At 22.0% G+C, this 8,692-nt stretch carries 10 protein-coding genes; 7 read left to right on the top strand and 3 right to left on the bottom strand.

Annotated features, from left to right (window positions below):
• From KTO59_RS00375 to KTO59_RS00365, 3 genes are all read right to left on the bottom strand, one after another.
• Window positions 1-945, bottom strand: coding sequence for a hypothetical protein (locus KTO59_RS00375; protein WP_284928151.1), 945 nt, complete (start codon window positions 943-945; stop codon window positions 1-3).
• 419 nt (window positions 946-1,364) lie between these two features.
• A complete protein-coding gene (locus KTO59_RS00370; RefSeq protein ID WP_284928150.1) occupies window positions 1,365-2,372 on the bottom strand; it encodes a Bax inhibitor-1/YccA family membrane protein in 1,008 nt (335 codons plus the stop codon).
• The gene (locus KTO59_RS00365) at window positions 2,372-2,746 is read right to left on the bottom strand and encodes a hypothetical protein (RefSeq protein ID WP_284928149.1); all 375 of its coding nucleotides are present in this window, start codon (window positions 2,744-2,746) and stop codon (window positions 2,372-2,374) included. The genes KTO59_RS00370 and KTO59_RS00365 overlap by 1 nt, the downstream gene beginning before the upstream one ends.
• Before the next feature lie 907 nt (window positions 2,747-3,653).
• Here KTO59_RS00365 and KTO59_RS00360 point away from each other — a divergent pair.
• The 7 genes from KTO59_RS00360 (at window position 3,654) to KTO59_RS00330 (ending at window position 8,681) form a co-directional block, all read left to right on the top strand.
• Window positions 3,654-3,884 carry a hypothetical protein gene (locus KTO59_RS00360; RefSeq protein ID WP_284928148.1) on the top strand — a complete coding sequence of 77 codons (231 nt, stop codon included), beginning with the start codon at window positions 3,654-3,656 and terminating at the stop codon, window positions 3,882-3,884.
• Window positions 3,885-3,907: 23 nt separating this feature from the next.
• Window positions 3,908-4,045 (top strand): hypothetical protein, encoded by a 138-nt coding sequence (locus KTO59_RS00355; RefSeq protein WP_284928147.1) that lies wholly within the window; start codon window positions 3,908-3,910, stop codon window positions 4,043-4,045.
• A 64-nt stretch (window positions 4,046-4,109) separates the two neighbouring features.
• Window positions 4,110-4,334 (top strand): hypothetical protein, encoded by a 225-nt coding sequence (locus tag KTO59_RS00350; protein WP_284928146.1) that lies wholly within the window; start codon window positions 4,110-4,112, stop codon window positions 4,332-4,334.
• Window positions 4,335-4,684: 350 nt separating this feature from the next.
• Window positions 4,685-5,842 (top strand): hypothetical protein, encoded by a 1,158-nt coding sequence (locus KTO59_RS00345; protein ID WP_284928145.1) that lies wholly within the window; start codon window positions 4,685-4,687, stop codon window positions 5,840-5,842.
• Window positions 5,843-5,894: 52 nt separating this feature from the next.
• Window positions 5,895-7,184 carry a hypothetical protein gene (locus tag KTO59_RS00340; RefSeq protein ID WP_284928142.1) on the top strand — a complete coding sequence of 430 codons (1,290 nt, stop codon included), beginning with the start codon at window positions 5,895-5,897 and terminating at the stop codon, window positions 7,182-7,184.
• 146 nt (window positions 7,185-7,330) lie between these two features.
• On the top strand, window positions 7,331-7,510 hold the full coding sequence (locus KTO59_RS00335) for a hypothetical protein (protein WP_284928141.1): 180 nt from the start codon (window positions 7,331-7,333) through the stop codon (window positions 7,508-7,510).
• 52 nt (window positions 7,511-7,562) lie between these two features.
• Window positions 7,563-8,681 (top strand): hypothetical protein, encoded by a 1,119-nt coding sequence (locus KTO59_RS00330; RefSeq protein ID WP_284928140.1) that lies wholly within the window; start codon window positions 7,563-7,565, stop codon window positions 8,679-8,681.
• The last annotated feature ends 11 nt before the right edge of the window (window positions 8,682-8,692 follow it).

The raw sequence follows: 8,692 nt of genomic DNA, 5'->3' as shown, positions 1-8,692 counted from the left end.
TTATTTAATTTTCTTTTCTTTTTCAATACAATCGATTTCATCAAAATATAATGTGCTTAATTTGTATTGATTATCTTTGTTTTCAATTAATTGAAAAACTAATTTTTTATCAAATTCACTGTAATAAAGTGTATTTTCATCATCTGAAAAATACGTTATTTGTGGTTGATTTGTTTTTAATTGACAACATTTTAATGTTTTTAAGAAATCTTTATTTGTGATTTTCGTGATTGTTAATAAATCAACTAATCGACGTCTTTGTTTAGCAAATTTTATTTTGTCTTGAATTATTGATTTTTCTTTTTCAATATAAGCTTTTGTTGTATTCAATTCTTTAGCAACTTCTTCGTTTGATAAAGAGTTAAATTGTTCTAGTTGATAAGCAGTTTGAAAAATTTTTAATTCCGCTTTTGTTAATTCACGATTAACGATATTTTTTAATAAACTTATTTCACAATCTTGACGATAAAGTTCATCTCCGAATTTAGTTTCGTTTTTTTTATGTATTATTGGATTGTCTAATAAATCAAAATTTGATAATTCAACTTCTTCGTTTGATTTTGTAAGAATTGAATTCTTAATATCAATAAATCCTATCTCATTAAGATTTTGATTTCTTGATAAATTGTAAAAATAATTTCGAATTGATTTAATTACAAAAGCATTGATAAAATCTCTTTTTCCAAAACTTTGAATTTTTGATCTAATTTTTTCGCTTTTTTCTACTAAAATTTGATAAGTTATTAACATCAAATCTTCTTTTTCTAATGGAAATGGAAATTTAAAATTAATTACTTTACAAAATAATAAATATCTAATTTGTTTAATTAATTTATTAATTTTTTCTTCTATTTTGTCATCGTTGATTTCTTTATTTTCTTTAAAAAGATTTAAAAATAAATCAAAATAACTTTTTTCAATTTCTTCTAAACTTTGTTTATTCATTTTTAATACTCCTTTTTACTAAAAACAAAAAAAAGACTAGTTGTTTTAAACTAGTCTTTTCGGTATTAAAAATGAATTTATTTACAAAAATTTATAACAGTGCGCACAACCACTAGTTTGTTTTAACTAGTCTTTTTGGTATTAAAAATGAATTTATTTACACTTTTTTGAAACACTGTGCTCTCATTATTATCTGAGAGTGGATTGTTGGTTTTCTTTTTGATATTTAAATTATAAGGAAAAATAATTTAAATATTTCATTCTTCTTTGATAATTATAATTTTTAATAAAAATATAAACAATATATTGAATTTTATTTTAGGATTTTTTTTAGGATTTTATTAGATTTTTATTTAAAAAAGATTTAAAAAAATAAGATGACCAAAAAATTATAACTTTGAAACTAAAATAATTAATTTTTACAATTTTTTTTTTCTAACTAAATAATCTCTAATACGTATAATTATAAGTAAAATTTCCATAAAAATAAAAAGCAAAGATTCGAATAAAAAATATACCAAAAGCCATTCACATTTTTTCGGAATTTTTTGTTCAATAAAACGATCCAGTTGATTTAAAGTATTAACCCAAACCAAACTATATAAAATTAAACCAAATAACGCTTCTAATAAATATATGATTAAAGTAAATAAAGAATTATGACCAAATATTTGAGGTACAAAAGATGTTTCTATGAAAAAACTAATAATAAATAATGTTTTGAGGAAAGTATGAAATTTATTATTAACTTTTATTTTATTATTTCTATATAAAAAACTAACTATAAAAATTATTATAAAAGTTAAAAAAAGAGGTAAGATAATATATAATAAGATAAAATATTTCAAAATTTTATATGATAAAGGACAATTCGATATCTGATAAAATTTATATTCTAATATATAAAAACAAGAAAAAAATGCTCCATATAAAAGCGACAAAAATATAGAGAATAAATTCGAGAATAAACCAGAAAAAAGATATATATCTAAAAACAAATAACATAAAAAACGAATAAAATACACAAATAATATAATTGAAAATATGAACCATTCTAAATAAAGAATCGAATAAACGCTTTTTATCTCAAGTTTATGGACAACAACGAAATAATTAATAATTCCTGATAAAAAAGATAGAATAATTAAACTATATAACCTATAAAAAACACTTTTATATGAAGCAATATCATTTATTTGTGATTTTTTAACAATATTTTCTTTTTCTTTATTAATTTGATCGATATTTTTTTTAATTGATTTATTTCTTTTGTGATCAGTATGATAATCATTAATATAAGTTTTGAAATTTCGTTTATAAAATCTACTAGAAGGATCAATGATAAAATCCAAATATTTAGTTTTTAATGCGATATACAAAGAGACAGAGCCAACGAAAAAATTAATTACTAAATAATAATAATTCATTATACAAACTTTGCTGGAGGATAAAAATTACAAAGTGTACCAAAAGCATTACCCGCTATTTGTGATTTATTAGCATATTCTTGATAAGTCCTACAAGGAACCATTTTAATACCTGGAATATCATAAAAAACTCGAGCATTATCAACAAAAGCATGTCCATTTTCGTGTCTCCAAAATTGGGAATTATGCTTTCTATTATAATCTATTTCATAGTCACAAGGATTCAAAGTTGATAGTTGAGAGTTTTTAACACGCTCACTATCACTATCGTTTAATGGATAAGCATAAATTTGAAAACCGTTATAAATAATAAAGAAAAAAAATATTAAAAAAAATGATGTCTTCTTTTTCATATTTAAAAAAAATTTAAACATACAAACCTCCATCCTATTGAATATTATCTATTTTTCTAAACAAGATATATTAATTTTCATTAATAAACGTCATTATATCAAATAATAATTTTTATGTCAAAATATTTATGGAATTATTATTATAAATAATAAAGTCTTTTTGAAGTAAACTATTTATTAATTATCAATACTATAACATAAAAAAATAATATGTCAAACAAAAATTAAAAATTTTTTTCAATGAAATATTCAAAAAGAGAACCAACAAGTAAAACTCTCATTATTATCTGAGAGTTGATTGTTGGTTTTCTTTTTGATATTTAAATTGATACGAAGATATTTTAAATATTTTATTCTTCTTTGAGAATTATAATTTTTAATAAAATAAAAAGTTTAACTTATTCAGTTAAACTTAGTTAATATTTTAAATTAAATTGTTGTTAATGAAATGGGGGGCAGTTCGTAATAAGTTGAGTTTATTTTTTTATATTATTTTTTTCGGTTTTAATTGTGGTTTACATTATATTTTAAATATTTTATTTTTTAAAAAAATTTTTTAAATCCTGAAAAAGGATCATTTTACCAAAAATTAATTTTGTTAAATTTATTTAAACATTTTTTTGCTTTTTTTATTATAATATGCATAATTATATTTTTTTATTAGTGATAAGAATTATGACATTAAAAAAATATTTTCTAATATAAAAAAACCTAACCAAAAACCAATTATAAAAAAAATATAATTAAATTATTCTAAGGAAAGAAGGTAATAAAAATATTTTGGATAATAAATTTTTATTCTAGTTATTTTTAAATTTTTTAAATATTTATTTTTATTTTATTCATTTTTATTAAATATTTTATCAAATAAAAAAATAATTTAGGAGGTTTTGGTTTAATTATATGTTTAGTAAAAAAATTGTTTTTGTTGAAAAAGTTATTTTATTGTTGTCCTTTTTCTTTTTATTTTTGGTTAAAAATCAAACCAGTTGAAACAGAAAAAATAGTATATAAAGATAAAATAATTAATTTAACTGATAAAGAAAAACGAGAATATAAAAGTTTAATAATAAATACACTTTTAAATACAGGTTCAAGTTCAAGATTTAGCAGTAGTATTTATAAATCTAATATACCTAAAATCTTAGAGGATATTTAATTTAATAAAGGAAAATAATTAAAATGTGTATGAATAAAATAGAATTATTAAAAAAAATAAAATATTTAAATATTGAATTAGAAGGTTTCGATGAAAATAATTATATTTATTGGTGTGAAGATTTAATTAATGCTGTATATATTATGAAATATATATTATGAAAGAAGTAGAAAATTATTTTAAATTAGAAGAAATGAAAAATATATAAAAAGGAATAAATTAAAAATGGAAATAGTATGGTATATATGTGTTATAGGGTATATATGTCTTTCTACTGTAGTTATGCATCATATTTTAAAAAATAATATTGATTTAAAAAATAGATTAGATGAAATAACAAATAAAACAATAATTAAAAATAGAGAAAAATTAATTGAATTAGAAAATAAAATAAGAGATTTAGAAAATAAAATAAGAGATTTAGAAAATAAGGAACAATTGAAAAAATAGAGGAATAGAAAATGAATTTTAATATTAATAAAATTATAACTATTATATGTATTTTTTTTTAATATTTTTTAGCTCAAGAAGAAAAACACTATCCTAATTATGATAAACCTCATGAGTTAAGTGGTAGCAAATATCGTTATTTTGTAGGTTCTCCAAGTAAAAAAGATTTTTACACAGTTCCAGGGGTTTTAAAAGATCCTTGTGAAAAACAAGAAGAATGGATTACTAAACAACAAATTTTAAACAATACAAATGATAAAGATATTAAAAATTATTTTGTTCAAAAATATGGCGAAGATGCTGAATATATTTATAAATGTATTCGTAATGGTACTAATATTAAAGATGAAATGGATTTATTGGCTTCTGGAAAACAAGATTTAATTGCTATGAATTTATCATCTTTAAAAGAACATCTTCAAAAAAATCCAGAAGATAGTTATTTTTTCTTTAATCCTAAAGCTGATTTAAGATGTGTGGAAACATTAGAATTTGGTTTATGTTCTTGTGTGGTCAAAAAAAGCGATCATATTCCTAAAATTAAGGATGAAGAATTAAAAGAAACGATAATGAATGATGTTTATAAACATCTTATTAAAAAAGATATTTTAAAATGTTATTTAAATGATGCTAAAAATGCAGAATATGTTTTAGTTTTAGTAAATCTTCCTAAAGATTTAATGAAACTGGGTGAAGCTATCCGTAATAAAATAGAAATTATGTTAAAAAAACCAGATAATTTAAAAACTATTAAAATTGAACAAAATTATTATAATAAAGGTACATTAAAATTAAAAGAACTTTCAAATACAAATAATACAAATAATACAAATAATACAAATAAAGATGATACAATAATTAAAGGTTTTAAACTTAATTTTACCAGCGATAATCGATTAGAAATTGTGGGTATTCTAAATAATGATAATTTATCTTCGAAATCAATCACTGATTTTAAAATTAATAATGAACATCACTTAACTTTTAATTTAATAAAAAATTCTTTGACTCCTGATAAAAAAATATTTTCAGGAATAAAAGAACAAAAAGAAATAAATGTTGTTTTCGGAGATGAAAATTCCTTAGATTCTGCTCATTTATATCAAACGTTATCAGATACAGCATTATTTATTAATTATTCTTTTGAAACAGTTAAAGATACCGTTCGATGTTTGTTTAATAAAATCGGAATTATTAAAAATGGGGAATTTTTTAATTGTGAACATGGTTCAAATTCTTATGTTATTTATAGTGCGGTTGATGAAAAGTTAGCGGCCAAAACAAAAGAAGAAGAAAAAGAAAAGCAAAGAATATATTTGTTAGAACAACAAAGAGCAAAAGAAATAGAAAACAAAAGAATCGACAAAGCAAAAAAAGATACTTTAACTGTTGGTGCATGTGTAGGCATTGGTTATTGTATATGGCAAATAGCTAAATGGGGTACAGCAACAGCAGTAGCGCCAGCGACTGGTGGAGCTTCTTGGAGTTGGGCAGTGTTAACGCCTTAATATTTTATTATAATGCATTTTTATTTTTTAGAAATGTTTTAGGAGACATAATATGTATATTATAAACAATAGGCCTAATAATAAAAAAAAATTATATATAACAATCTTTACTATTTTAATAATTAGTGCTCTTTTGATTTTTATTGTTTGGTATCTTAAAAAGTCTTCAAATTCTGGTACCAATACACGTAACACAACCCCTTATAGCAATATAACTAGATTTTTTTTAGCATTTCAAGAAGACGCTTACACTTACATTAACGATATTAACAATATTAACAAAATAAATCAAACCAAAACTAAAAAACATCCTAATGGTTTATATAAAGAAATTGTCTATGATGACGGCTCTTTTTTAAAAATTTCTGAACAAGGAAAAATACAACAAGCTTATTGTAGATTAATAAGTCGTTTCAATTATATGAATCGGAAGCCATATAAATTATATTGTTATGATGAAAATGAAAATCTAATTACATTAATAGAACATAATGGTACAGGTTATACTATAAAAGATTACACACCTCATTCTCATACTAATGGATTGGAAGATTTTTTGTTTAAGGATTATGAAAAACAACAATCAAAAGTAACAATATTAAGCCACGATTATAAAAAAATACCTTATCGTACAACAATCATGAAGGATGATATAGATAAAAAATGTAATTTTATTTATAATAGTCATGAAGTGATTTATAGTCAATATCAACAAGAAGACGGTATGAAGAAATTAATAGATCCTTACAGAACATATTTTTTTATAGATAAAAATCAAAAGATTCTAGATAAATATAAAATTAATTCAATAATTGATCCAAATCTAGATAACAGAGCAAAAGAAGTCGAAATAACTAACAAAATAATGGAAAAACTTCAAGTTAATGATGTTTTAACAATTTATAATTATGATAATTATGGTTATAATTATGAAACTACTGAACCATACAAAGATGTTACAATTGAAAAATTAGAACCAGGTAATTATTTTTTATTATATCCAAAAGATGACATACTATTAAAAGATGCTTTGTATAGTACAGGTCAACGTTTGAAAGAAATTAAAATCATAAAAAAAGAAGATATCTCCGATTCTCAAGTTCCTAAGGAATTACAATACGATAAAACAAAAGAATCTGATAATTCTTATTCTCATATTTTTAAGGATGGTACGATAGAATATTATAATCCAGAAGGAGAATTAACATCAATTAAATACCCTTCCAAACTAACAAACAACAATATTATTTTTTCATATGATTCTACTAAAAAAAGATGGTCTTATAAACTAGAAAATAGTGAATTACAACCCAAGGTTATTTCAGATATTTTAGAACAATAAGGTGTAATAGGCGTCTCTGAAGGAACTATTAAAGCCATTGTTAATACAGCTAAAGATATTGTTTACAGAATTTTTGATACTTTATCCAAATTAAAATATTGGTCATTGAATAGAAAAAAATAAAATTATTTAAATTAATATGTTTTTTGGTAGTTATAATCTTAGATATTATTGTTTTTATTTTAAAAAAAGTTCTAGATGTACGCACTGTTCTAAAAAAATGTAAACGCTTTTATTTACAAAAATTTATAATAGTGCGCGCAGCAAAAGTAGTAGCGCCAGCGACTGGTGGAGCTTCTTGGAGTTGGGCAGTGTTAACGCCTTAATATTTTATTATAATGCATTTTTATTTTTTAGAAATGTTTTAGGAGACATAATATGTATATTATAAACAATAGGCCTAATAATAAAAAAAAATTATATATAACAATCTTTACTATTTTAATAATTAGTGCTCTTTTGATTTTTATTGTTTGGTATCTTAAAAAGTCTTCAAATTCTGGTACCAATACACGTAACACAACCCCTTATAGCAATATAACTGGGAGATATACTTTGTTTACTCTAGAATTTTTAGCATTTCAAGAGGCTTACACTTACATTAACGATATTAACAAAATAAATCAAACCAAAACTAAAAAACATCCTAATGGTTTATATAAAGAAATTGTCTATGATGACGGCTCTTTTTTAAAAATTTCTGAACAAGGAAAAATACAACAAGCTTATTGTAGATTAATAAGTCGTTTAAATTATAGGGATTGGCCATACCAATTATATTGTTATGATGAAAATCAAAGTCTAATTACATTAATAGAATGTAATGATGATACAGTTGGTTATACTATAAAAGATTACATACCTAATGCTCCCACTAGATATACATATTTTAATTATCTACCTAGTAATGACAAAGAACCGTCAAAAGTAACAATATTAAGCCACGATGATCAAAAACCTTATCGTAAAGTGATTATGAAGGATGATAAAGATAACAAACGTAATTTTATTTATAATAGTGATGAAGTGATTTATAGTCAATATCAACAAGAAGACGGTATAAAGAAATTAATAAATTCCTATACTGATACTGAAAAATACAAAGATGTTAAAAGTGGAAAATTAGAACCAGGTAATTATTTTTTATTACATACAAAACATGAAGAAACATTAGAAGATGTTTTGCGTTATGATGAATATCTACGTTTGAAAGAAATTAAAATCATAAAAAAAGAAGATATCTCCGATTCTCAAGTTCCTAAGGAATTACAATACGATAAAACAAAAGAATCTGATAATTCTTATTCTCATATTTTTAAGGATGGTACGATAGAATATTATAATCCAGAAGGAGAATTAACATCAATTAAATACCCTTCCAAACTAACAAACAACAATATTATTTTTTCATATGATTCTACTAAAAAAAGATGGTCTTATAAACTAGAAAATAGTGAATTACAACCCAAGGTTATTTCAGATATTTTAGAACAATAAGGTGTAATAGG

Source organism: Candidatus Phytoplasma sp. AldY-WA1 (assembly GCF_020312115.2).
In the GTDB taxonomy this organism is placed as follows: Bacteria; Bacillota_I; Bacilli_A; order Acholeplasmatales; family Acholeplasmataceae; genus Phytoplasma; species Phytoplasma vitis.
This window is presented reverse-complemented; position numbering and strand designations above follow the sequence as displayed.